The sequence below is a fragment of the Kitasatospora cinereorecta genome, from assembly GCF_024172095.1.
GTDB lineage: Bacteria > Actinomycetota > Actinomycetes > Streptomycetales > Streptomycetaceae > Kitasatospora > Kitasatospora cinereorecta.
In genome coordinates this window covers 1,226,920-1,248,430 of record NZ_JAMZDX010000002.1, presented here as the reverse complement: position 1 = coordinate 1,248,430, position 21,511 = coordinate 1,226,920, and the positions used below count along the sequence as shown (strand labels likewise).

The 21,511-nt window shown below is 72.1% G+C and carries 18 protein-coding genes; 13 read left to right on the top strand and 5 right to left on the bottom strand.

Translation table 11 applies throughout. The annotated features are described in order from the left end of the window. The first annotated feature begins 17 nt into the window (after window positions 1–17). Genes FHR36_RS12540 through FHR36_RS12530 form a run of 3 tightly spaced genes read left to right on the top strand, consistent with a single transcriptional unit; the run spans window position 18 to window position 3,126 of the window. On the top strand, window positions 18–938 hold the full coding sequence (locus FHR36_RS12540) for a carbohydrate ABC transporter permease (protein ID WP_253796435.1): 921 nt from the start codon (window positions 18–20) through the stop codon (window positions 936–938). Beyond that, on the top strand, window positions 935–1,789 hold the full coding sequence (locus tag FHR36_RS12535; RefSeq protein WP_253796434.1) for a carbohydrate ABC transporter permease: 855 nt from the start codon (window positions 935–937) through the stop codon (window positions 1,787–1,789). Before FHR36_RS12540 ends, FHR36_RS12535 begins: the two co-directional genes overlap by 4 nt. Before the next feature lie 35 nt (window positions 1,790–1,824). Next, window positions 1,825–3,126: a Gfo/Idh/MocA family protein gene (locus FHR36_RS12530; protein WP_253796433.1), complete on the top strand. Its 1,302-nt coding sequence runs from the start codon at window positions 1,825–1,827 to the stop codon at window positions 3,124–3,126. A 61-nt stretch (window positions 3,127–3,187) separates the two neighbouring features. Here FHR36_RS12530 and FHR36_RS12525 read toward each other — a convergent pair whose 3' ends face one another. From FHR36_RS12525 to FHR36_RS12515, 3 genes are all read right to left on the bottom strand, one after another. After that, entirely contained in the window at window positions 3,188–4,222 is a 1,035-nt protein-coding gene (locus FHR36_RS12525; protein WP_253796432.1) for a mannonate dehydratase, read from the bottom strand. Between the two features lie 62 nt (window positions 4,223–4,284). Further along, a complete protein-coding gene (locus FHR36_RS12520) occupies window positions 4,285–4,902 on the bottom strand; it encodes an SDR family NAD(P)-dependent oxidoreductase (RefSeq protein WP_253796429.1) in 618 nt (205 codons plus the stop codon). 70 nt (window positions 4,903–4,972) lie between these two features. Beyond that, window positions 4,973–5,692 (bottom strand): GntR family transcriptional regulator, encoded by a 720-nt coding sequence (locus tag FHR36_RS12515; protein ID WP_253796427.1) that lies wholly within the window; start codon window positions 5,690–5,692, stop codon window positions 4,973–4,975. Between the two features lie 120 nt (window positions 5,693–5,812). On the opposite strand from FHR36_RS12515, the gene FHR36_RS12510 reads away from it, so the two are divergent. The 6 genes from FHR36_RS12510 to FHR36_RS12485 all read left to right on the top strand — a co-directional run bounded on the left by FHR36_RS12510 (window position 5,813) and on the right by FHR36_RS12485 (window position 11,086). Beyond that, the gene (locus FHR36_RS12510) at window positions 5,813–6,583 is read left to right on the top strand and encodes an SDR family oxidoreductase (RefSeq protein ID WP_253796424.1); all 771 of its coding nucleotides are present in this window, start codon (window positions 5,813–5,815) and stop codon (window positions 6,581–6,583) included. A 34-nt stretch (window positions 6,584–6,617) separates the two neighbouring features. Next, window positions 6,618–7,481: an SMP-30/gluconolactonase/LRE family protein gene (locus FHR36_RS12505; protein WP_253796422.1), complete on the top strand. Its 864-nt coding sequence runs from the start codon at window positions 6,618–6,620 to the stop codon at window positions 7,479–7,481. 7 nt (window positions 7,482–7,488) lie between these two features. Further along, window positions 7,489–8,439 (top strand): aldose 1-epimerase, encoded by a 951-nt coding sequence (locus FHR36_RS12500; protein WP_253796420.1) that lies wholly within the window; start codon window positions 7,489–7,491, stop codon window positions 8,437–8,439. Window positions 8,440–8,587: 148 nt separating this feature from the next. Continuing rightward, complete coding sequence (locus FHR36_RS12495; protein ID WP_253796418.1) at window positions 8,588–9,628, top strand: sugar kinase; 1,041 nt, start codon at window positions 8,588–8,590, stop codon at window positions 9,626–9,628. A gap of 17 nt (window positions 9,629–9,645) precedes the next feature. Then, entirely contained in the window at window positions 9,646–10,275 is a 630-nt protein-coding gene (locus tag FHR36_RS12490; protein ID WP_253796417.1) for a bifunctional 4-hydroxy-2-oxoglutarate aldolase/2-dehydro-3-deoxy-phosphogluconate aldolase, read from the top strand. A 91-nt stretch (window positions 10,276–10,366) separates the two neighbouring features. Further along, a complete protein-coding gene (locus FHR36_RS12485) occupies window positions 10,367–11,086 on the top strand; it encodes a GntR family transcriptional regulator (protein ID WP_253796416.1) in 720 nt (239 codons plus the stop codon). Here FHR36_RS12485 and FHR36_RS12480 read toward each other — a convergent pair. After that, a complete protein-coding gene (locus FHR36_RS12480) occupies window positions 11,076–13,232 on the bottom strand; it encodes a DUF5054 domain-containing protein (RefSeq protein WP_253796413.1) in 2,157 nt (718 codons plus the stop codon). The genes FHR36_RS12485 and FHR36_RS12480 overlap by 11 nt on opposite strands. A 350-nt stretch (window positions 13,233–13,582) precedes the next feature. Beyond that, window positions 13,583–14,497, bottom strand: coding sequence for a C1 family peptidase (locus FHR36_RS12475; RefSeq protein WP_253796411.1), 915 nt, complete (start codon window positions 14,495–14,497; stop codon window positions 13,583–13,585). A 477-nt stretch (window positions 14,498–14,974) separates the two neighbouring features. On the opposite strand from FHR36_RS12475, the gene FHR36_RS12470 reads away from it, so the two are divergent. The 4 genes from FHR36_RS12470 (at window position 14,975) to FHR36_RS12455 (ending at window position 21,405) form a co-directional block, all read left to right on the top strand. Next, window positions 14,975–15,664, top strand: coding sequence for a response regulator transcription factor (locus FHR36_RS12470; RefSeq protein ID WP_253796410.1), 690 nt, complete (start codon window positions 14,975–14,977; stop codon window positions 15,662–15,664). Then, entirely contained in the window at window positions 15,664–17,466 is a 1,803-nt protein-coding gene (locus tag FHR36_RS12465; protein ID WP_253796409.1) for a sensor histidine kinase, read from the top strand. The genes FHR36_RS12470 and FHR36_RS12465 overlap by 1 nt, the downstream gene beginning before the upstream one ends. A 631-nt stretch (window positions 17,467–18,097) precedes the next feature. After that, window positions 18,098–18,883 (top strand): L,D-transpeptidase family protein, encoded by a 786-nt coding sequence (locus FHR36_RS12460; protein ID WP_253796408.1) that lies wholly within the window; start codon window positions 18,098–18,100, stop codon window positions 18,881–18,883. A 113-nt stretch (window positions 18,884–18,996) separates the two neighbouring features. After that, complete coding sequence (locus tag FHR36_RS12455) at window positions 18,997–21,405, top strand: ATP-binding protein (RefSeq protein ID WP_253796766.1); 2,409 nt, start codon at window positions 18,997–18,999, stop codon at window positions 21,403–21,405. Window positions 21,406–21,511 lie beyond the last annotated feature (106 nt).

Sequence of the window (21,511 nt, the reverse complement as noted above, 5' to 3'; positions counted from 1 at the left end):
CACCACGGGAGACACGCATGCGATCGGCCCCGAAAAGCCCCGGCCCCCACCCCGGACGGGGCCGCGCGGTCCGGGGCCTCGGCCACTTCGGAGCCCTCGCGGCGCCCGGACTCACGCTGTACGTCCTGTTCGTCCTCGTCCCGGTCTCCATGACGTGCTACCTGAGCCTGACCAACCAGAACCCGTTCAATCCGCCCACCCGGTACGTCGGTACCGCGAACTACACCCGGCTGGCCCACGATCCGGATTTCCTGCACTCCCTGCGCAACACCGCCGTCATCACGGCCGTCGTCACCGTCGCGGCCAACCTCGGCGGCCTGCTCGTCGCACTGCTGCTGGACCGGGCCGGCCGGCTCTACCGGGCGCTGCGCGGCGTGTTCTTCGTACCGGTGATCCTCAGCGCGGTCGTGGTCAGCGTGATCTGGCAGGCGCTGCTCACCGACGACGGTCTGATCAACTCGATGCTGCGCACGCTGGGCGTCGACCACCCGCCGGGGTGGCTCTCCGACCCCGACCTCGCGCTCTGGAGCCTCGCCTGGATCATCACCTGGCAGGTGCTGGGCTTCTGCGTGGTCGTCTACCTCGCCGCCCTCCAGGGCGTGCCGCAGGAACTGCACGAAGCGGCGGCGCTCGACGGGGCCGACGCCCTCCAGCGCTTCCGCCACGTCACCTGGCCGATGATCGCCCCGGCCCTGACCATCAACACCGTGATGCTGCTGATCACCGGGTTCAAGGTCTACGACCAGGTGCAGGTCATCACCAACGGCGGGCCGGGCGAAGGCACCACCAGCACGGTCTCCTTCGACATCGTGCACACCGCGTTCACCGACGACCACATCGGCTACGCCTCGGCAATGGCCACCGTGATGCTGGTCCTGGTGGCGCTCGCCTCCGTCGCCGCGCTGCGGCTGCTCCAGCGGCGCGAGGTGACCCTGTGAACCATCCGGCGCTCCGCCGCCTCGGCCCCGCGCTCACAGCTACCTGGCTGCGGCCGCTCGTCGCGGTCTTCGTCAGCGCGGTGTTCTTCCTCCCGCTCTACCTGCTGCTCGTCAACGTCTTCAAGCCCGGTGACGAGATCGTGCCGCACCCGGCCGCACTGCCGCTGCCGCCCACGCTGGCCAACATCACCGCCGTCACCTCCCGCCCGGACCGGCTCTTCTGGTACGGCCTGATCAACAGCATCGAGGTCACGGCCCTGGCCACCACCGCGGCCACCGTGCTGTCGGCCATGCTCGGCTACTACCTCGCGCGCTGCGCCGGCCGCTGGGCCACGCCGCTCCTGGTCCTGCTGCTGTGCGGCCTGATGGTCCCGCCCGCGGTGATCCTCACCCCCATCACCAAGGTGCTGAACGCCGTCGGGCTGATGACCACCGTCCCCGGCCTGGTCCTGGTCGACATCGGCTACTACGTGCCGTTCGGCGTCCTGGTCTTCATGGGCTTCGTCCGCACCGTCCCGGTGGAGCTGGAGGAGGCGGCCCGACTCGACGGCGCCGGCCTGCTGCGCACCTTCTGGCAGGTGGTCTTCCCGCTGCTGCGCCCGGCGACCGCGAGCGTGGTGGTCTTCCTCGGCGTGTGGATCTGGAACGACTTCCTCAACCCGCTGATCATCCTCGGCCCGGGTACCGGCACCACGGTCACCGTCGGCGTCTACCGGTCCATCGGCGAGCACCAGTCGGACTTCGGGGCGGTGTTCGCCTTCATGTTCCTGGCGGTGCTGCCGGTGCTGATCCTCTACCTCGCCTTCCAACGGCAGTTCGTCAAGGGCCTCACCGGCGGAGCCGGCCGATGAACCGCCACCTCGCCCCAGCCTCCGGAGGCACCCCGATGCCACGTACCGACGCCCAGGGATTCGTCACCGGCCGCAGCGGTGCACCACTGGACCGCCCGCTCACCCTCGCCGTGCTCGGCGCCGGCGCGCGCGGCGAGGCGTACGCCCACCTCGCCGCCGCCCACCCGGACCGCGCCCGGGTCGTCGCCGTCGCCGAACCCCGCGAGCGGGTCCGGACCGCCTTCGCCGATCGGCACCACGTCGCCCCCGAGTCCCGGTACGCGACCTGGCGGGAGTTGGCCGCCCGGCCGCGACTGGCCGACGTCGCGGTGGTCTGCCTGCCCGACGCCGACCACCTCCCCGCCGCCACCGCCCTGGCCGACCTCGGTTACCAACTGCTGCTGGAGAAGCCGATGGCCACCACCGAGGCGGGATGCGAACAGGTCGCCGACGCGGCCCGGCGGAGCGGCACCGCCCTGGCGGTCGCCTTCGTGCTGCGCCACACCCCCTACACGATCGCGCTGAAGAAGCTGATCACCGACGGCGCGGTGGGCGACATCGTCTCCGTCCAGCACCTGGAACCGGTCGGCCACTACCACTTCGCGCACTCCTTCGTCCGCGGGTACTGGCGCCGGGAGAGCGAGTCCAGCTTCCTGCTGATGACCAAGTCGTGCCACGACATCGACTGGCTCGGCCATGTGGTGGGCCGCTCCGTCACCCGGGTGTCCTCGTTCGGGAGCCTCACCCACTTCCGCCCCGACCAGGCACCGCCGCGGGCCGCGGACCGCTGCGTGGACTGCCCGCTGGAGCCCGACTGCGCCTACTCGGCGGTGCGCCTCTACCGCGAGGGCCTGCGGGTCGGCGGCCCCAAGGAGTACTTCACCCGGGTGGTCACCGGCGGCGAACTCACCGAGGACGCCGTGGCCCAGGCGTTGACCGAGGGGCCGTACGGGCGGTGCGTCTACCACGCGGACAACGACGTGGTGGACCACCAGGTCGTCAACCTGGAGTACGAGGGCGGCGTGACCGCCTCCTTCACCCTCACCGCGTTCACCCCGATGGAGGACCGGCGCACCAAGGTCTTCGGCACCCGCGGCCAACTCACCGGCGACGGACGCCACATTGAGGTGTACGACTTCCGCAGCGAGCGGACCGTCCGCATCGACACCGCTGCCGCGGGCTCCGTGGCCGACGACCACGCCGGCGGCGACACCGGCCTGTTCGACGACTTCGTCGACGCACTGCGCAGCGGCGAGACCGAGCGGATCACCACCGGCCTCGATGCCACCCTGGCCAGCCACCGGGTGGTCTTCGCCGCCGAACGGGCCCGCCGGACCGGCACCGTCGTCGAACTCTGATCCGCCGACGAGCCCGCCGACCCGGATCCGCTACCGGCAGCGCCCGTCCACGGCAGTGCCGTCAGTCCAGGCCGAGTCCGTTGAGGACGCCCTGGAGGTAGCCGAGGGCGTGCGCGCGGCCGCGGCTGCAGTAGGCATCGGAGGAGATGTCCATCCAGGTGTCGGGGTCACCGATCACGGCCGGAACGTGGTCGTCGATCATGAAGCCGTCGAATCCCACCTCGTGCAGACGCCGGATCACCCGGGCGGGGTTGTAATTGCCCTCGCCGAGGAAGCACTCACGGAAGGACGGAACAGTGCCCTGGACGTCGCGGAAATGGACGTAGGCGATCGCGCCGACCGGGCCGAGGGTGTCGATGACCTCATTGACCGCGTCCTCACCGCCCATCTCGGAGACCGAGCCGAGGCAGAAGTCCAGCCCCCAGGCCGGGCTGGCCTTCGCCTGCTTGTGGGCGGCGGCGAGGGCGGCGGGGGTGTTGAAGATGCGGGCCGCGCCGCCGAGGGGCTCGTCCACCGGCGGGTCGTCGGGGTGCAGCGCCAGCCGTACCCCGGCCTCCTCGGCGACCGGGAGGACGGCATCGAGGAAGTACTGGTGGTTGGCCCACATCCGGTCGACGGAGATCGGCTCGGCCAGCGGCTCGGTGGGTGAGAGCCGATAGGAGGCGAGCGCGTTGCCGGCGCCGATCTCGGCGAGGTCGAAGGCGGTGACCTTGGCTCCGCCGCGGCCGGCCACGTCCATGTCGGTGCGCCAGACGAAGGTCGGCAGCCAGTTGTAGCCGAGCATGTCGATGCCGACCGCCGCCATGTTCCTGATGGTCCTGAAGTAGTTCTCGATCTGCTCGTCGCGCCCGGGCAGGCCGCGCTGGACCTTCCAGAAGTGCGCGAGGGGGACGTTCTCCAGGCCGTCGATCCGCAGGCCGTCCCGGTCGCAGCGCTCACGCAGGGCGCGCAGTTCCTCCAGGCTCCAGTGGCCGTTCTCGCCGGGCAACAGGTTCGGGGTGTGGAACTGGACTCCAGTGAGGCCGAGTTGGTGGGCGAAGGTGGCGGTTCGGTCGTCGTAGACGTCGATGTGGCCGAGGGAGAGCCGGATGGGCATGCGTGTATCGCCTTCTGCTTGGGTCGGCCGAAGCCGTCGATCCGAGGTCGATCCGGGAGGGGTCAGGCGGCCAGGAATGCACCGTCGACGACCAGTTCGGCCATGACGGCCGGGTCCTGGACGCCCGAGGCGAGGCAGACCGCGGCCGTCGCGATCGCGGAGGTGCCGGGTGAGCCGAGCGTGCCCGGCCGGATCGCGTGGGAGCTGATCCCGGCACCGGCGAACCGGGCGCCCACCGTGCGGGTGAACTCGACGACTTCGGCCATTCCGGCGTAGTAGGCCCCGCGCTCCAGGTGACCCGCGTCCGGGTCTCCGCAGACCACGTTGACGATCACGCCGGACTGCTGGGCGAGCATCGTCGGAATGGCGAAGCGGGTGCCGAGGAAGACACTGTTGACGGTGTCGGCCAGGCTCCGCTCCCAGTCCTCGAACGACCGGCGCAGCGGATCAGCGATGGGTGGCGTCTCGACGGTGTTGCACAGCACGTCGAGTCGGCCGGTCTCACGGACCACGCGGGCCAGGGCTCCGAAGACCGAGCCGGGAATCGAGGTGTCCATGTGCAGTGGTGACGTTCCCTCGGGAACAGCGGCGGGACAGAAGTCCGCGGCGTAGACGCGGGCACCCTCGTCGCGGATGCGCCTCGCGATCTCGAACCCGATGCCCGACGAAGCGCCGGTCACGACGACGCTCCTGCCGCTGAGGGCGGCGTTCACGATGCCCGCCTTTCCGGCCTTCCGGCCTGGTGTGTCGTCAATCGGCGAAGAAGCCGGGATGCTGGGCCCGTAGCGCGGGAGCGGTCTGCAGCACTCGTCGGGCATGGCGACTGATATGTGCGCGGCCGGCGGTGACGTTCCCCGCCTGCAGCGCGTCCACGATGGCCGTGTGCTCGTCGATGAGGAGCCGCAACGTCTCCGGCTCGGGCAGGCTGAGCCGCCGGATGCGGTCGAGATGCATCTTCATCGGCTGCATCACCTGCCACGCGCCCCGATAGCCGCTCATGGTGAAGATCTGCTCGTGCAGCGCCTCGTCCGCAGCGAAGAACCCGTCCGGATCGTGGATGCCCCAGCAGCGCTCCTGCTCCGCGAGCAGCGTCCGCAGCACCGTGACGTCGCGGACGGGGTTCTCGCAGGCCACCTCGAACGCGGCGGACTCGAAACTCTCCCGGACGAAACGCGCCTGCTCGACGTCGCTGAGCCGGATGAGCTCCACCCGGGTGCCCACCTGGGGAACGACGGACACCAGGCCGCCCTCGACCAGCCGCGCGATGGCCTCGCGCAGTGGCGTGCGGCTGACGTGCAACTGTTCGGCCAGGTCCGTCTCGGACAGGGACGCGCCCGGGGGCAGCCGAAGGTCGCGAATGGCCGAGGCGAGCTCGGCGTAGACCCGATCGGATGTGCGCTCGCGGACGCGGACCCGCCCGACGGAGGCGAGGGCCCGCGTTCCGTTCGGAAGGTGTCGGTCTGGCTTCACGGCTCGAATCCTTGCACACTGGCGCTCTTGTATGCAAGTATCCGCGTTGACGCAGCGTTCCGGGGCCGACTGCCCGCGGCCCCGGGGCACCACCCCCAATCCAGCAAGGACGCGAGACCCATGGAACTGGACGGAAAGTCCGCGCTCGTCACCGGCGGATCCAGCGGCATCGGCCTCGCCGCGGCACAACTGCTCGCGGCCCGAGGCGCGCAGGTGGTCTGCGTCTCGAACACCCCGCCCGCCGAGGACACCGGCGACGGCATCATCCACCTCCGGGCGGACGTGACCCACGAGGCGTCGATCGCCACGGCCGTGGACGAGGCCGTCCGCCGCACCGGCCGGCTCGACATCCTCGCCGCCTGCGCCGGCATCCAGCGCTACGGCACCGCCGCCGACACCACGGCCGCCACCTGGCAGCAGGTGATGTCGGTCAACGTCGAGGGCGCCTTCCTCGCCGTCAAGCACGCCCTGCCCGCCCTGCGCGGCTCCGGCGCCGGCTCGATCGTCCTGGTTTCCTCCGTCCAGGCGTTCGTGACCCAGAAGAACGTCGCCGCCTACACCGCCAGCAAGGGCGCCCTCAACGCTCTCGCCCGCTCGATCGCCGTCGACGAGGCCGCGTTCAACGTCCGCGCCAACACCGTCTGCCCCGGATCCGTCGACACCCCCATGCTGCGCACCGCCGCCGCGGGCTTCGCCGGCGACGCCCATGAGGCCGATCGGCTCGTCTCCGCCTGGGGCCGCAGCCACCCGCTCGGCCGGGTGGCCCGACCGGACGAGGTCGCCGAGGCGATCGCCTTCCTGGCGAGCGACCGCGCCAGCTTCATCACCGGCATCGCCCTGCCCGTGGACGGCGGCCTCCTCGCCCAGCTGGCCGTCGCCCTGCCCGAGTAGCCCCCCGGTATCGCGCACCACCAGGAGAGGGAAGTTGGCCATCGAGATCACCGTCGCCGTCCCCAGCGAGGCCCGGGTCGGGGAAGGGCCGTTCTGGGACGGCGACAGCGGACGGCTCAGCTGGGTGGACATCCTCGGCGGCACCGTCCACACCGCCGACCCGGCCACCCGCCACGTGCGCACGTTCACCCTGCCGACGCTGGTCGGCGCGGCCGTCCCGAAGACGTCCGGCGGCTTCGTCGCCGCCACGACCGAGGGGTTCACCGACCTCGCGCCGGACGGAACCTGGACGACCCGCCGGGCCGTCCTCCCGCCGGGCCAGCGGATGAACGACGCGAAGTGCGATGCTGCGGGCCGGCTGTGGGCGGGCAGTTGCGCAATGGACTTCGCGCCGTCCGGCGGCGCTCTCCACGTCCTGTCACCGGGCTGGCAGACCGAGCGCTTCCTCGACGGCGAGCTGACCCAGCCCAACGGCCTCGGCTGGAGCCCCGACGGGCGCACCTTCTACCTGGTCGACACCGTCGCCCGCGAGGTCAACGCCTTCGACGTGCTGCCCGATCGGCTCGCCCCCGCCAACCGGCGCACGCTCGCCCGGTTCCCCGACCGGGGCGGCGAGCCGGACGGGCTGACCGTGGATGCCGACGGCTGCCTGTGGATCGCCCTGTGGGGCGGCGGCCGGATCGTCCGCGTCTCCCCGGAGGGCCGGGTCCTCACCGAGATCGCCGTTCCGGTGGCCCAGCCCGCCTCCTGCGCGTTCGGCGGCCCGGACCGCGACGTCCTCTACGTCACCACGGCCCGCGAAGGGCTGGCTCTCCGGCCCGATTCCGTCGACGGATCGGTCCTGGCCGTACGGGGCCTCGGCGTCCGCGGCCTGCCCGCCCACCGATTCGGAGGCTGACCCGCCCATGACCTCGTCCCTGTGGCTGCACAACGACCGGCTCTCGGTCGAGATCCGCCCAGACAAGGGCGCCGACATCACGTCGATCGTCGAGCGGCGCACCGTCGTCGACATCCTGTGGCGCACCCCCTGGGGGCGCCGAGACCTGGCCGGCGCCCCGGTGACCGGTGACAGCCGGACGGACTGGCTCGCCCGGTACGGGGGCGGCTGGCAGCAACTCGTCCCCAACGCCGGCGCCGAACGGACCGTCGACGGTGTGCGGCGCGGCTACCACGGGGAAGCCGCCGTCGTCGCCTGGACGCCGGCCGTCGCCGACCAGACCCTGACCGTCCTGACCACCGACCTGATCACCGCCCCGCTCCGCCTGACCCGCACCCTTCGTCTGGACGGCCCGACCCTGCACGTCCGGGACACGATCCACAACACCGGCGACGAACCCGTCCCCGTCATGTGGGTTCAACATCCCGGCTTCGGCCACCCGTTCATCGACGAGCACGCCACACTCACCACCGCCGCCCGCACCGTCCTCACCGATGCCGAACAGCCCGGCAACATCCTCGCCCCGGACACCCGCGCACCGTTCCCGCTCGCCCCCACCGTCCACGGCGACACCCTCGACCTGGGCCCCTGCCCCGGACCGGACAGCGGACGCTCGGTCTTCGCCTGCCTCACCGACTTCGACAGCGGCTGGTACACCATCGACAGCCCCAGCGTCGGCTTCGGCATCCGGGTCGAGTGGGACCCGACCGTGCTGCCCCACGCCTGGCTGTGGCAGGAGTGCCACGCGAGCAGCGGGTTCCCCTGGCACCGCCGCGCCTACGTCGTCGCCGTCGAACCCGCCAACGTCCTGCCCGGTGATCCCTCCCCCACCTGCCCGGAACGTGGCGAGACTCCGCTGCTGCCGAGCGGCGCCACCTGGACCAGCGACATCTCCGTCACCGTCACCGACCTGCCCTGACCGGTCGGCGAGCGGCGATGTCGCGGGGAGAGGGCCGGAGCCCGCACGGGCCATGGCTCCGGCCCTCTCGATCATCCGCCCACCCCGCCCCACCAGCCGCCCCATCAGCCGACCCTCCGTCGAACACGGAGGAAAGGAGCACGCACCCATGAGCAGTGACGGCGCCTCCACGTCCGGACACACCCTCGCCGTGGTCTGCCTGGGCGAGTCCATGGCGGTCCTCCTGCCCGACCCTCCCGGCCCCTTCGAAGCGGTCGACACTTTCCGCGTCGCCTTCGGCGGAGCGGAGTCCAACGTCGCCTGCGGCCTCGCCGCCCTGGGCGTGACCAGCGCCTGGATCAGCCGCGTCGGCGACGACGGCCTCGGCCGGCGCCTGACGGCCGAGATCGCCGCCCGCGGGGTCGACGTCTCCGCCGTCACCACCGACCCGCTCCGCCGCACCGGCCTGTACCTCAAGGAGACCGGTACGAGCAGCAGCCGCCTGCACTACTACCGGGCCGGATCCGCCGCCTCCGCCCTCGGTCGCGAACTCCTCGACGACCCGGCGGTCCTCCAACTCCTCGACGGCGCCCGGGTTCTGCACCTGTCGGGCATCACCCCGGCCCTGTCCGACAGCTGTCTGGACCTGGTCCGCGCGCTGCTCGCCCGGCGCCGACCGGGCCTGCTGATCAGCTTCGACCTCAACTGGCGCCCCGCCCTGTGGCTCGACCGCGACCCGGCGGTCCTCCCGGCGCTTCTCGACGCCGCCGACCTGCTGTTCCTCGGCGCCGACGAGGCCGAGACCGCGTTCGGCACGGGCGATCCCGCCGCGCTGCGCCGGATGTTCCCCTCCCCCGCGACGATCGTCGTCAAGGACTCCGGCCACCGGGTCACCGCCCTCGACGAGGACGGCACCGCCGTCACCGAACCCGCCCTGACCGTCGAGGTCGTGGAGCCCACCGGCGCCGGCGACGCCTTCGCCGCCGGCTACCTGGCCGGCACCGTGCGCGGCCTCGACCAGCGCTCACGGCTGCGACTCGGGCACCTCAGCGCCGCAGCCGCACTCACCACCCACGGCGACCACGCCACGCCGGCGCCCGACCCCGTCATCAACGCCCTGCTCGCCGCCTCCGCCGCCGACTGGGCCGCCACCCGGGTCACCGCCCTCGGTATCGACTCGCCCGCTCTCCCCGCCGTAGCCGCACGCTGACCCCCAAGGAATCTCCGATGACTCCCGCACCGTTCCTCACCGCGCTCACCGCCGATCCCGTGGTCGCCGTCGTCCGCGCGCCGCGGATCGCCGACGCGGCCGCCCTGTGCGCCGCACTCGCCGAAGGCGGCGTCCACCACGTCGAGTTCACCTTCACGACCCCGGACGTGACCCGGCATCTCGCCCGCGCCGCCGCCACCGGCGCCCACGTCGGCGTCGGCACCGTCCTCACCCGCGGGCAGGCCGAGGCCGCCGCGGACGCTGGCGCCCGCTTCCTGGTCACTCCCGGCTGCCGTCCGCAGGTCGCCGACGCCGCGCACCGCGCCGGCCTTCCCGTCGTCCTGGGTGCGCTCACCCCGACCGAGGTCGCCGACGCGGTCGACCTGGGCGCCGCGGCGGTCAAGATCTTCCCCGCCTCCGGCTTCGGCCCCCGCTACCTCAAGGACCTCCACGGCCCCTACCCCGGCGTCCCCCTGGTCGCCTCCGGCGGCATCAACGCCGGCAACGCCGCCGACTACCTGGACCACGGCGCCGTCGCCGTCTGCGCCGGCACCGAGGTCGTCCCGGCCGACGCCGTGGCCGACGGGGACTGGGCCACCATCACGGAGTGCGCCCGCCGCTTCACTGCGGCTCTCGGCCGGCCTTGACCGGCTCTGCCGGCCCTACGCGGCACACCGCCACGAGCCCCCGAAGCTGGAATTCTTGAATACAAGTATGGCGGTGTGCCACGATTCGTTCGTGAAACCAGACCGAGACCGTCCGGGCGCCTCGCGGGTGCTCGCTTCGGTGGGCAGGACCCGCCCCCGGCAGCGCACCTCCGACCGAGTGTACGAGGAGCTCGCCTCCGCCATCCGGGACCTGCGCATCCCGCCAGGGGCGTCGCTGTCCGAGACCGAGCTCGCAGAGCAGTTGCACGTCAGCCGCACTCCGCTGCGGGAGGCGATCGTCCGCCTGGTCGAGACCGGCCTGGTGTCGGTCGTCCCCCAGGTGGGCACCCGGGTGGAGCTGATCCGGCTCGACGACGTGGAGCAGGCGCGCTTCGTCCGGGAGAGCCTGGAGACCGCCGCCTTCGCCGAGGCCTGCGCCAAGCCCGTACGGGACGTCAGCGCACTGCGCGACCTGCTCGCCGAGCAGGAACGCTGCCACGCACGGGGCGACATCGACGCCTTCTTCGCAGCCGACGAGGCCCTGCACGAGCAGATCTTCGCCATCAGCGGATACCTCGGGGCCTGGCAGGTCATGCAGCCCATGAAGATGCACCTCGACCGGCTGCGCCGGCTCAGCCTCCCCGAACCGCACACCGTGCAGGCGCTGATCGCCGAGCACACCGCGATCGTCGACGCGCTCGAGGCCGGCGACGCGGCGGGCGGCCGCGAGCACCTGATCCGCCACGCCCGCCGGGTGCAGAACACCGCCCCCGCCCTCCAGGCCCAGTACCCCGAGTACTTCAGCTCCTGAATTCGAGCACGAACTCGGCGCGCTGGTCCTCCTCGAACCACTGCCGGTAGTTGGTGCCCCACACGTTGTTGTGAAGGCAGAAGCCGAACCCCTCGCCCGGGTCTCCGAACGTGTTGTCATGGGAGAACATCCGCGGACCTCCGACGGCCAGCACCGGCGTGTCCAGCGGCGTGATCCGTACCGACCCCTGGGCGTCGGCGTACTCCAGTCCGTGAGCCGCGTGCAACGCCCGCCCGCCGTCGCGCACCACGTCGAGCGGGTTCACCGGCACGCCCGACTTCAGCAACCGCCAGCGGGACGGGGTCGGCACGATCGGTCGCAGGTGCAGCCAGGATGCTTCAGGACCGTAGAACGCGTCCTTGTCCTGCAGGTACGCCGTGACCCCCAGCCGGAGCGCATCTCCCCGTGACACCCGGTACTCGAGGGTGACCGCCCGGGGCGCCCCGAACTCCTCCGCGGCCCGCGCAGGCATGCCGGCCGTGACCCGGAGCACCGTCGAACCGTCAGCATCGGTCCAGCTGTGCGCCGTCCGCGCAGTCGGCCGGAACACCTCGGTCACCCGCTCGGGGCGTACCAGGTCCAGCCCCGGCTTCCCCAGGTCGGGGAACGCCCACTCCGCGTGCCGCTCCGGCTCGCGCACGTACTCGCGCAACCAGCGCTGCTCGTCGCTCGCGCCGTACGCGACGTACGAGTACGCGCCCACCTCACCGTGGCTGCGCGGATCAGCATCGGTCGGGTCGGCTGCGAGAAGCCTGCGCCCGGCAACCGTCAGGGCGATGAGGGCGCCGTGGGCGTCGATCTCCAGCTCGATGTCGTCGCTCACCGCACGGCCGTGCACCTCGGTGGCGTCGGCCGGCAGTGCGGCGGGTGCCACTACGAGTTCGGCGTCGGCCTCGGCCCGGAGGCCGATCGGGAGGAGGTCCAGCGCGGTCTGCGTGTAGGCGCGCTTCTCGTCGAACGAGGCGAGGGTCACCGCGTATCCGAACGGCCCGGGCGCCCACTGCCGCAGGTGGCCCAGGGTCGGCGGGACGCTCTGGTCGAGGTCGATCTTGTCCCGCTCCCGAGCGGCTCGGAAGTCGGCCTTGGTGTAGACCGTGTAGTCCGGCAGATACCGCTTCACGTCGCAGCCCCAGGTGTGCTCGGCGGCGACGGCGAGCTCGTCCGCGAGCGCCCAGTCCAGCTGTCCGTGGCGTGCCAGCCGGCCGTCGGCGAGCCATCGGTCGCGCAGCCGCTGAAGGCGGGTCAGCCGGGAGGTGAGGATCGGGTCGGCCGCGGCACCGTAGATCCAGGTGTCACCGATCTCCTGGTCCACCACCGGCAGGTGGTCGCGGGCGGCCCAGGCCACCCGGCCGAAGGCGTCCAGGGTCGATGCGCCGACCTCGGCATCGGGGTACTGCTCGCGGAGCACCGCGAGCAGGTGCTCCACGCCCTCGCGGGTGGGCGGGCCGTGGTTGTCGTTGGTGAAGGCGAGGAACAGTGCCTCGTCCGAGCCGGGCAACCGTCGCACCAGCGCGGTCTCCGGCTCCGAGCCGTATCCGGGGTCGTACGACACGACGATCTCGTCGCCGCCCGGTGCACGCCACACGAAGTGGTCCGGCACGTCTGGCACGGGCGAGGCCGGGTTCACGCCGAGGTGGAGGTACCGCACGCCCGCCGCCGCCATGGGCGGCACCAGCCCGATCGTGTGGCCCGGGACGTCGGTCATCTTGCCCGCGCAGGTCTCGCGGCCGTACCGCGCGTCCAGCCGCCTCGACACCTCGAGGCCGTGCTCGATCGTGGCCCGGGTCATGAGTTCGGTCTGCGACGTGAACGGCAGGGCGTGCCACGCGACGATCCCGTCCCGGATGGCCGCGTCGAGGTCGGCGCGCTGGGCCGCGGTCCCGTGCTCCAGCGCGTGCGCGATGAGCCAGGACCCGGTGGTCCAGATGAACTCGCGCCGTCCGGTCGAGTCCAGCAGATCGCGTCCGAGCCGGATGGCTGCGGGGATGAACTCGTCCCGGTACCGGCTGAGGACGTTGACCGCGAGGTCGGTGAACCCGAGGTCGAGATGGGTCTTGAAGACCACGTGGACCCGGGTCAGCCCGGCGGCGGCAGCGGCGCGGGCCGCAGGATCGGGAGTTTGCGCGACGCGGCGGGCTCGGAGCATGACGGTCCTAGATCTAGTCCTGGGGTCTTACGGCGGCTGGGCACGGCGCGAGCTCGACCGGCTCCAGCTTCCAGCACGCTTGCATACAAGCTGTCCGGCCGACAAGGTGCCCTGCACGGGCGGAGGCACGATTAGGGATACGTATTTCAGCTGCCGCGATTGTTCCCCTGAGACCAAGGACGGAATGCTCGAAGCCGCCACCCGACCGACAACCGATGGCTCAAGAAGGATGCGATGCCATGCCAAAGGAGATCGGGGCCGGCCCGAGCAGCGGGACACTCCCACCCCGTGCGGCCGGGCGGGCAGCCCACCGGAGGGGTCGGTGGGCTGCCCGCGGCGTGGTGCCGGTGTCAGCTCTGGGCGATCTTGCCCATGGCGTGGATCTCCATCACGGAGCCGGAGTCGAAGAAGCTCCACGGCACGGTGAAGAAGCCGCCGGCGCCCCAGCCGCTTCCCCAGCTGTTCTCGATCTTCACTCCCTTGGCGTTGTAGGCCACGATGGTCACCTCGTGGCCACCGACGACCGGGTCGTCGTCGGAATCGCCGGGCAGGTAGCTGTAGTCGGATGCGCTCTGCCCGTCCAGGTCCATGAAGCTCTGGTGGACCTCGAACCCGATCGGCACGGGCATCCCGCGGGAGATCGCGTCCTTGATGGCCGACTTGGCCGCGGCGCCGCTCGTGGGCAGCGCGGCGAAGCCCGAGAGCTTGTAGTGCCCGGCGCTGCTGCGCTCGTGGCTGTCCGGCTGGGTGGTGAAGTCGAAGTCGCCCTGCCAGTAGTCGGTCTTGGTGTCGATGCCCTGCGACTTCTCCATCGGCAGCGCGACGCTCGCGTACGTCCCGTCGTCGCTGCCGCGAGCGATCTGCGAGTAGATGAACATCGGCGCCATCGGGCCACCGCCGATGTGCTGCTCGTTCATCAGGACACCGTAGCCGGTGTACCCCGTGGCCCAGGTGACGCAGGAGCCGACCTGGCCCTGGTCGCCGGGGTGGAGGGTGTAGCGGGTCAGGTCCGCACTCGCCGGGGCGGCACCGACGCGGGCGACCGGCGCGATCTTGCTCAGGTCCGGCGCGGCCATCAGCTGGAGGGAGTGCTTGTGGGCCTTGACACCGGCGAGGTCGAGGCCGAGGCCGTGCTGCTGGTGGGACTGGTGGACGGCCGGGCTGCCTCCGCTGGTCACCACGGTCGCCGCGGTGGCGGTGGTTGCGGTGGTCAGGCAGGTGACGGCGAGGGCGGTGGCAATGCCGACCGCCGTGGTGATGCGCATGAATGGACTCCTTGGGGCTGCCGCGTGAGCAGGCAGTCATGCCGCGCGTGGCCGCATGTGGGGGCGGCGGTACGCGGACCGGTGTGGGGGGACGGCCGACCTGACGTGACGGTTTGTCAGGCGGACGAGCATCACCGTAGAGGAGTTGTCATGCATATGTCACGCGCTGCCTTGCTAGTGGCGTGAACTCGCCATGATCACTGCCAAGTCGACTCAACTCGGCAATGGCCAGTAGCAGTTGACCCCGCAGCAGGACGACGGCCGGGCGGCGCCCCTGGGCAGCGCATCCGCACACGTGTTGCGGCGCCCACCACAATTGCCCCCACCTGCACCCGGAGCCACTCACCCGGTGAGCGAATCGGCTCCGGACGCTGTTTCCACGGATTCCGGGAACGCCCCGGAAAGCGAATTGTCAGAAACCCGTGAGGTTCGCCGATTGCTTGTTCACCTGCGCCGGATGGCCCTACAGTCGGCCAGGTGAACGCGCACATCCTGGTGGTCGAGGACGACGTGAAACAGGCCGAGTTGATCCGGGTGTCCCTGGAGTCCGAGGGCCACACGGTGAAGGTCGTACACGATGGTCTCGCCGCCCTGGATCAGATGAAGGCCGCCCCCGTGGACCTGGTCGTGCTCGACCTGATGCTGCCCGGCGTCGACGGAGTCACCGTGTGCCGAAGGCTTCGCGAGAGCGGCGACCTGCCGGTGCTCATGCTCACCGCCCGCTCGACCGAGGACGACGTGCTGGCCGGGCTCGACGTCGGCGCCGACGACTACATGACCAAGCCGTACAGCCCGCGCGAGCTGGTCGCCCGGATCCGCACCGTCCTGCGCCGCGCCGGAACCGTCGCCACCGCCAGGACACCGGTGCACCGGGTCGGCGACCTGCTCGTGGACCCGGCCTCGCGCACCGTCACCTGCGCCGGGCAGCCGGTGGTGTGCACCCCGGACGAGTTCGCGGTGCTCGCCGCCATGGCCGCCAGGCCCGGCCAGGTCTTCACGCGGGCGCAGCTGCTGCGCCACACCCGCGGCTTCGACCGGGCCTCGACCGAGCGCACGGTGGACGTCCACGTCATGAACCTGCGCCGCAAGGTCGAGACCGACCCGGCCCGGCCGACCCGGTTGGTCACCGTCTACGGCGTCGGCTACAAACTCGCCGAGCCCCGCTGATGGCCGCGCCGATCCCGCTGCGCCGCAGCCTGCTGGTACGACTGCTGGCCGCGTCCTGCCTGATCGCCGCCTGCGCGATCGCCGCCACCGCCTGGCTGACGACCTCCACCACCTCCCAGGCCCTGGCGCGCAAGCAGGGACAGACCCTGGCCGCCGACGCCGACATCCTCACCCAACTCAGCGGCTACGCCGCCACCCACACGGACTGGAGCGGCATCGGCCCGCTGCTGCAGCAGCTCGCCTCCGGCAGCGGCATGCGCATCACCCTGGTCGGCAGCGACGGCACCCGCATCGCCTCCTCCAGCACCAGCACCGCCGGGCTGCCCACCATGGCGATGGCCGGCGTCGACCCGCTGCACTTCGACACCTACACCGAGCCGGGCGCGCAGCGCCCCGGTATCGACCCCCGCCTGGTCGGGCCCTACCGGCTCACCGCGGAGGAATCCGAACAGCAGCGCTCCACGGCCGACCGGAGGGTGACGTGCCTGGCGAACCGGGGAGTCCGGGCCAAGGCCGTGAAGCTGCCCTCCGGCCGGTACACCGTCACCTCCAGCGACCGGGAGGCGCTCATGCTCGGGTACTGCGGCATGTTCGACGAAGGCGACGCCACGGCCGGCGAACAGCCGCCTCTCGACGAGCTGACCTCGGCGACCGCCGCGTGCCTGGAGCGCGCGGGCGTTCATGTCCCGCCGTACCTGACCGTCACAGCCCAGTTCGCCCTGATGGGCGCGGACCTGCGGCAGCCCGACCAGCTGGCCACGCAGGGCGACCAGTGCCTGATGCAGGCGCGCCGCGCCCAGCTGCAGCCCTACGCCGCTCCCGCCGCGCAGCTGTATGTCGACACCGGCGCACCGGACGGCTGGCGCTTCGAGATGACCGCGGACAACTACGCGAAGGTCGCCTGGACCGCCACGCTGGTCCTGCTCGTCACCCTCGCGGTCTCCGCGCTGGTGGGACGGCGCCTGGTGCGGCCCCTCAGGGCGCTGATCCACACCGCCGGGCAGGATCCCGACGACTTCGCGCTGGCCCCGGTCACCACCCGGGACGAGACCGGCTACCTCGCGGTGGCCTTCAACCACCTCACCGAAAGGCGCCGGCAGACCGACGAACAGCGCAAGGCGATGGTCGCCGACATCGCCCACGAACTCCGCACGCCGCTGACCAACATCCGCGGCTGGCTGGAAGTCACCCGCGACGGCCTGGTCGAGCCCACCCCGGAGCTGATCGGATCGCTCCACGACGAGGCACTCGTCCTGCAGCGCGTCATCGAGGACCTCCAGGACCTGGCCAGCGCCGACGCCGGCACCCTGCGCCTGCACCCCGCCCCGCTCGACACGGGCGACCTGCTGCGCCAGGTGACCGCCGCGCACCGTGCCGAGGCCACCGCCAACGGCCTGGACATCAGCCTCGACGCGACGCCGCACCTGGACCTCGTCGCAGACTCCGACCGGCTGCGGCAGGTTTTGGGCAACCTCGTCTCCAACGCCGTGCGCCACACCCCGCCCGGCGGGCACATCACCCTGGCCTGCCGCGGCGACCGCGACACCGTGGAGATCACCGTGGTCGACACCGGCACCGGGATCGATCCGGACGACCTGGTCCACGTCTTCGACCGCTTCTGGCGCGCCGAGAAGTCCCGCAGCCGCCGCACCGGCGGCAGCGGCCTGGGCCTGGCGATCGCCCGCCAGCTCGTCCACGCCCACGGCGGCACCATCGACGCCGCCAGCACCCTCGGCGAGGGCACCACCATGACGCTGCGGCTGCCCCGCCACTCCGGGCAGGCCCCCGGCGGTCTCGTGTGAACCGGTTCACGCCCCTGTCCGGTCGGGGCTGACAGGTTCCACACACCCGTCAGCGAGGCTCAAGGCCCCCCGCAGCCCCGGCCACGCAACCCCGGCGCGCCCCGGCCCGGCTGCTCCGCACCCCGCCCCGGAGGCCGAGCCATGCAGCCCACCCACCGCGTCCGCCGAGGCCTGCTCCCCCGCCCCGCCGAACAGCTCGCTCGCCTGCTACCCGGCCTCGGGCTGCTCGCCATCACCGCCACCTCCATCGCGATGGCCCTCTGGTTCGCCGTCTCCCCGACTCCGCAGGCTCCGCTGACATACCCGGGCTGTTCACGGGCAGGGCATCCGATCAGCGACTCAGGACACCGGCTGGAGATCGCCTCCCTCCCGGCCGCCGCTCTCCCGACGCCGGGCTCCGTCGGCTTCCGCGTGGCCCGTCTCATCAGGTGCGGTCACGCCGCTCTTCGGTGGGGACACCCCCTTCCGTGACGAGGCCATCCCGATCCGGATTCCTGACAGGTTCCCAACGCCCTCGCACCAGACTCGTCCCAGCAGCGGAGCCGCCGCGCGGCCCAGGCGCACACCCCCTCGTGCGCTGCCCGGCGGTTCCGCTGCTCTCCCCTCCCGACGAGCAGCAAAGCGGACACCGATGCCTGTCACCCACGTTGCCCCCCGCCGCCTCGGCTGCGGCACGGTCCTCACGGCGGCCGCCCTCCTCCTGACCGGCTGCGCCGCACCCGGCACCGCGCCGGCGGCCGCACCGCCGGGCGCTTCCGCCGCTGCGACCATCGCCGCCGACCCGATGCGTTCCGCACTCGCCGCTCCGAGCCCCGCCACATCGGCCCCCGGCGCCCTGCCCGGCCTCGGCCCCAGGACCACGGCCGCCATCCCCGCCGACGCCCAGCAGGTCGTGCTCGCCACCGGGCAGGAGAAGAACTCCTCCACCACCACCGTCCAGCTCTACGAGCGCACGGCCGCCGGCTGGACCCCGGCCGGCCCGCTCTGGCAGGCCCACAACGCGCTGCGCGGCTGGACCGGCGACCACCATGTCGGCGACCTCCGGTCACCGGTCGGGGTGTTCACCCTCACCGACGCCGGCGGCCTGCGGCCCAACCCCGGCACCAAGCTGCCCTACACGCAGTCCTCGGCCTTCACCATCGACGGTTCCGGCTTCAACGGCGAAGACCTGCAGGGCTCCTTCGACTACGTCATCGCCATCGACTACAACCGCAAGCCCGGTACGTCCCCCCTCGACACGACCAAGCCCCTCGGCGAGGCCCGCGGCGGCGGGATCTGGCTCCACGCCGACCACGGCGGACCCACCCACGGCTGTGTCAGCCTGCCCGCCGACACCATGGCCGAACTCCTTCGCCGTCTGGACCCCGGTCGTCACCCCGTCATCGTGATGGGCGACGCGGCCTCCCTCGCCGGCTGACAGTGCTGATGCCCGTGGTGACGCCGCGGGCGGCTGACACCGGTGCCACCGGCGGGTCCTGGGTGAGTGGAAGATCGGTCCGGCACCCATACTGAGGTGGGGGTCACATCGTGATGGAGGCGATCCCGCACATGGGCAACCCGACGTCCGCCACCGGCAGCCCGGCCGAGGTCCGGGATCGGAGCACGACCCCGGTGGCCGTGCCGGCCGTCGGCACCGGGCGGCTGCCCGCAGAGGTCGCCGGCTTCGTGGGCCGGCGCGGCGAGCTGGGCGAGATCGGACGGCTGCTCGCCTCCTCGCGGCTGCTGACGCTGGTCGGCCCGGGCGGCGTCGGCAAGACCAGGCTCGCGCTGCGGGCGGCCGCCGCCGCGGAGCCGTCGTTCCGCGACGGGGTCCGGCTGGTCGAGCTGGCGCGGCTGCGGGACCCGCTGCTGCTGGCCCAGAGCGTGGTGGACGTCCTGGACGTCCAGGACCGCTCCGACCGGTCGGCGGCCGAGGTGCTGTCCGCCCACCTGGCCGACCGCGAGCTGCTGCTGGTGCTCGACAACTGCGAGCACCTGGCCGGCCCCACCGCGCACCTGGTGGAGACCCTGCTGCGGGCGGCGCCCGGCCTCACGGTCCTGGCCACGAGCCGGCAGGCCCTGGGGGTGATCGGCGAGCACCTGTTCACCGTCCCGCCGATGCGGGTGCCGGCCGGTGACCGGCTGCCCGGCCCGCGCGCGCTGCTGCGGTACGAGGCGGTGAGCCTCTTCGTGCAGCGGGCCTCCGCCGTGCTGCCGGAATTCACCGTGTCCGACACCAACGCCGATTCCGTGGCCCGGTTGGTCGCCGCACTCGACGGGCTCCCGCTGGCGATCGAGCTGGCGGCGTCCTGGTTGCGTGTGCTCCCCGTGGACGAGGTGCTGCACCGCCTCACCGACCGGTTCGCGCTGCTGGACACCGGCGCGGTGGCGGCGGCCCAGCCCGCCCGGCGGACCCTGCGGGAGCTGATGGACTGGAGTTTCGACCTCTGTTCGCCGCAGGAGCAGCTGCTGTGGGAACGGGTGTCGGTCTTCTCCGGCGGCTTCGACCTGGCGGCGGCCGAGGCGGTGTGCTCCGGCGACGGCATCCCCAGGTCGGCCGTGCTGGCGTTGGTGGCCGGGCTGGTGGACAAGTCCGTCCTGATCCGGCAGGAGACCTCGGGCAGCGTGCGGTGCCAGCTGTTGGAGACGGTCCGCGAGTACGGGTACGGCCGGTTGGAGGACACGGGGGCGAGCACGGAGATCCGCCGCCGGCACCGGGACCACTTCGGCCGGCTGGCCGAGCAGGCCCAGGCCCACTGGTTCGGCGCCGACCAGGTGGTGTGGTTCGACCGGCTGCGCGCCGACCACGCGAATCTTCGGGCGGCGCTGGAGTTCTGCGTGACCGAGCCGGGCGAGGCGGACACCGGACTGGCGCTGGCCTCGACGCCCCGCGACTACTGGGTCGCCGTGGGCTCGCTCGCGGAGGGCCGGCAGTGGCTGACCCGTCTGCTGGCCGCTGCCCCGGACGACAGCGGCCCGGTGCGCACCCGGGCCATGGGGCTGAACGCCTGGTTCGCGGTGCTGCAGGGCAACGAAAACGAGGCCGAGCCGCTGCTCACCCAGCACGTGGAGCGCGCCGAGCGGCTGGCCGACGCGTCCGAGACGGCCTGGGCACTCCAGTACATCGGCGCGGCGATGGGCTTCGCGAATCCCGACGACACCAATGCGATCACGTTCTTCGAGGGGGCGGCCGCCGGCCACCGCGAACTCGACGACATGGAAGGGCTCACCTCCGACCTCTTCATGCAGGCGATCGGCGAAGCCCTCATCGGGGATGTCGGCCGGGCCCTGGATCTGAGCCGGGAAGCGGTGTCGCTCTCGGACGCCGCGGGCGAGTCGTTCGTCCGCTCCTACGCGATCTTCTCCATGGCCCTGGCCACCTGGCGGAACGGGGACCGGGCGGCCGCCACCGCCCTGGTGCGCGAGGCGGTGAAGCTCAAGCAGTCCTTCCACGACCGGTGGGGGCTGGCGCTCTGCGTCGAGCTGACCTTCTGGACCGCCGCCGAGGACGGGCACTACGACCGCGCGGCCTACCTCCTGGGCGCCCTGCACGCCCTGTGGGAAGGGCTCGGCGCCTCGCTGGAGGAGTCCGTCCCGTTCATGATCGAGGGGCACGAGCGGTACGTGGCACAGGTGCGCGAGGCCCTGGGAGGCCGGGCCCTCCAACAGACCTCCGAACGCGGTGCCCGGCTCACCCCCGAGCAGATCGTCGAGGACATCCTGCGGGACGAGACGGCCCCGACCGCCGTCGGCGCGCCGGGGGCCCGGCTGACCCGGCGCGAGCTGCAGGTCGCGAAGCTGGTCGCGCAGGGCATGAGCAACAAGGAGATCGCCGCGGACCTGGTGATCTCGCTGCGGACCGTCGAGAACCACGTCGAGCACGTCCTCGCCAAGCTCGGTTTCTCCTCCCGGACGCAGGTCGCGGTCTGGGTGTCGCAACACGCGGCGGACCGTCCGTAACACCTGGTGACGGCAGTCGGTGTCGCCCCGCACGACGGGTACCGAATCTGAGTAGTTTCCCCGTGGTCGTCACGGCGGTGGTCACGGAGCGTGGAAGAAGACCGCT

What these genes read in the sequence shown, in the direction of transcription:
- FHR36_RS12540 (WP_253796435.1), top strand. Translation starts at nt 18, where the DNA reads ATGCGATCGGCCCCGAAAAGCCCCGGCCCCCACCCCGGACGGGGCCGC.
- FHR36_RS12530 (WP_253796433.1), top strand. Translation starts at nt 1,825, where the DNA reads ATGCCACGTACCGACGCCCAGGGATTCGTCACCGGCCGCAGCGGTGCA.
- FHR36_RS12525 (WP_253796432.1), bottom strand. Translation starts at nt 4,222, where the DNA reads ATGCCCATCCGGCTCTCCCTCGGCCACATCGACGTCTACGACGACCGA.
- FHR36_RS12510 (WP_253796424.1), top strand. Translation starts at nt 5,813, where the DNA reads ATGGAACTGGACGGAAAGTCCGCGCTCGTCACCGGCGGATCCAGCGGC.
- FHR36_RS12500 (WP_253796420.1), top strand. Translation starts at nt 7,489, where the DNA reads ATGACCTCGTCCCTGTGGCTGCACAACGACCGGCTCTCGGTCGAGATC.
- FHR36_RS12495 (WP_253796418.1), top strand. Translation starts at nt 8,588, where the DNA reads ATGAGCAGTGACGGCGCCTCCACGTCCGGACACACCCTCGCCGTGGTC.
- FHR36_RS12490 (WP_253796417.1), top strand. Translation starts at nt 9,646, where the DNA reads ATGACTCCCGCACCGTTCCTCACCGCGCTCACCGCCGATCCCGTGGTC.
- FHR36_RS12480 (WP_253796413.1), bottom strand. Translation starts at nt 13,232, where the DNA reads ATGCTCCGAGCCCGCCGCGTCGCGCAAACTCCCGATCCTGCGGCCCGC.
- FHR36_RS12475 (WP_253796411.1), bottom strand. Translation starts at nt 14,497, where the DNA reads ATGCGCATCACCACGGCGGTCGGCATTGCCACCGCCCTCGCCGTCACC.
- FHR36_RS12465 (WP_253796409.1), top strand. Translation starts at nt 15,664, where the DNA reads ATGGCCGCGCCGATCCCGCTGCGCCGCAGCCTGCTGGTACGACTGCTG.
- FHR36_RS12460 (WP_253796408.1), top strand. Translation starts at nt 18,098, where the DNA reads ATGCCTGTCACCCACGTTGCCCCCCGCCGCCTCGGCTGCGGCACGGTC.
- FHR36_RS12455 (WP_253796766.1), top strand. Translation starts at nt 18,997, where the DNA reads ATGGAGGCGATCCCGCACATGGGCAACCCGACGTCCGCCACCGGCAGC.